This is a genomic window from Mesorhizobium sp. M4A.F.Ca.ET.050.02.1.1, assembly GCF_003997725.1.
Classification (GTDB): Bacteria; Pseudomonadota; Alphaproteobacteria; order Rhizobiales; family Rhizobiaceae; genus Mesorhizobium.
The window spans coordinates 1-1,918 of the sequence record NZ_RZSG01001001.1; the positions used below are offsets into that span (position 1 = coordinate 1).

The window sequence follows — 1,918 nt, forward strand, 5'->3', positions numbered from 1 at the left end:
GCACGGTTCCCGAGCGAACTTGTGCAGCCGCGGCAGCCATTGCCTGATCTAGATCCGCCTCGATGAGCTTGATCTTGGCGCCAGTCTCTGCCTCAAACGGCCTAATGTAGGCTTTTTCAAGGGCAGTCGTATACTTTCCGCCGGGACTCCAGATCACTGCTTCCCTCCCCTTAAGGTCGGCGGCAGCAGCTGCTGAGCCCAGGAGCGCAAGAGCAGCGCTCATGCCTAAAAATGCTAGATGCTGTGAACTTGATTTACGCGACGATTTCATTTCATTCCCCGTTTCGTCGTTTTCACTGCTTGGTGGAACAGCAGCCACTGTTCTCGACCTAAAGGCCCTTCAAGAACGACAGTTGCTGAGGTTGACGGAGCAAACGAGATTGCGATCGCCCATAGGCCTTCCGGCCTGATGAGGCCAGGCGCATCTCATTCGGCAACCAAATCCAGGAGAGGAAGCGTGGTGTTCTTTTCGCCGGTTGATTGGCAGCGGATTGGCTCGCATTTTTTGTCTGCTCCCCTCCTTGGCGATCGTTCCATTTCTGGAACGAGATTCCACCGACGGACCACAACGCTTGGGATCACCGGCGCGCCCACCAGAGACAATTGCCCGATCGTCGCCGCAGTGACGCGCCGGCCAAGCGGAGCTCGAAAGACCAAGCTCCTTCCGGCGCAAAGCCACTTGCTTCAAGAGAATGAGCTGCGAGCAGAGCGACAAAGCGCGCAACTCCACACATTATGCCACCGAAGTTCTGCTCCAAAGTTTCATTTGCGCCGCTAAGTACATTCGATCGAGACTGGTGCACCGCGGGTTTGTTTCCGCGATGCCCCTGGGGTTAGAGCATTTTGCCGTTGATCTGCAGTCAGGCCGCCTTCGCGCGAACTTCTTGAATGGCTGCATCGATGGAATCACCGAGCAATCCGACGATCGTGTCGATATTGTCGCCCGTTGCAATCAACGGCGGGCAAACAACAACGTGATCGCCCACATAACCGTCAACCGTGCCGCTCAGGGCGTGTGTGATGAGACCTCTCGCCTGCGCATTTTGGTAGATTTTCGCACTAAGGGCCCGCGATGCGGCAAAGGGCGTTTTCGTGTTCCGATCTTCCACGAGTTCCAGTGTCATCAACATGCCGCGCCCGCGAACGTTACCGACATGTTCATGCTGCCCGAACCTCTCGTTCAGCCGATTAGAAAGCAGGTTTCCAGTTTTCTTTACATTATCCAAGAAGCCAGGACCGCGTAGGATGTGTTGAACAGCGATAGCGGCCGCGCAAGCAACTGCGTGGCCTGAATAGGTGTATCCGCCCTTATATGTACCTGAACCGGAGACAATTGCGTCGTAAACCTTCGTATTGACCATGGTCGCGCCGATTGGCTGGTAACCGGCAGCAACACCCTTTGCGAAAGTCAAGAAATCAGGAGCAATCCCATCCTGCTCGCAGGCGTGCAACGTGCCTGTTCGGCCGAGGCCGCAAAAAATTTCGTCCAGGACGAGCAGGACGCCGTATTTGTCACAAATCTCTCGTATTCGCTTGAAGTAGCCTGGTACAGCCGGCGTTGCGCCGTTTGTCGTGCCGGTCACCGTTTCGGCGACGAAGGCCATCACCGTGTCGGGGCCTAGTCCGAGGATCGCAGTTTCCAACTCATTGGCTACGCGCAACCCGTATTCCTCTGCTGTTTCCCCCTCCTGCTTACCTCTATACTCGTAGCATGGCGAAATATGGAAAACATTCGCAAGAACGTCCTCAAACGGGGCTCGTCGCATGAGCTGATAGCCGACGCCCAGTCCCGTCAGTCCGCCGCCGTGGAAGCTAGCCCGACGTCCAATCACCTTCTTGCGCTGAGGCTGTCCAATCTCGACGAAATATTGCCGGGCCATCATCACTGCTGTTTCGACGGCCTCGGATCCGCTGTTCG

At 56.2% G+C, this 1,918-nt stretch carries 1 protein-coding gene and 1 pseudogene; both read right to left on the reverse strand.

What is annotated here, in order from left to right; all coding sequences use genetic code 11:
• Positions 1–319: pseudogene (locus EOA33_RS39955) on the reverse strand (hypothetical protein); the annotation flags it as partial.
• Positions 320–860: 541 nt separating this feature from the next.
• Positions 861–1,918, reverse strand: a 1,058-nt coding sequence (locus EOA33_RS34220) for an aspartate aminotransferase family protein (RefSeq protein ID WP_127407618.1), incomplete at its 5' end; no start/stop codon positions are given.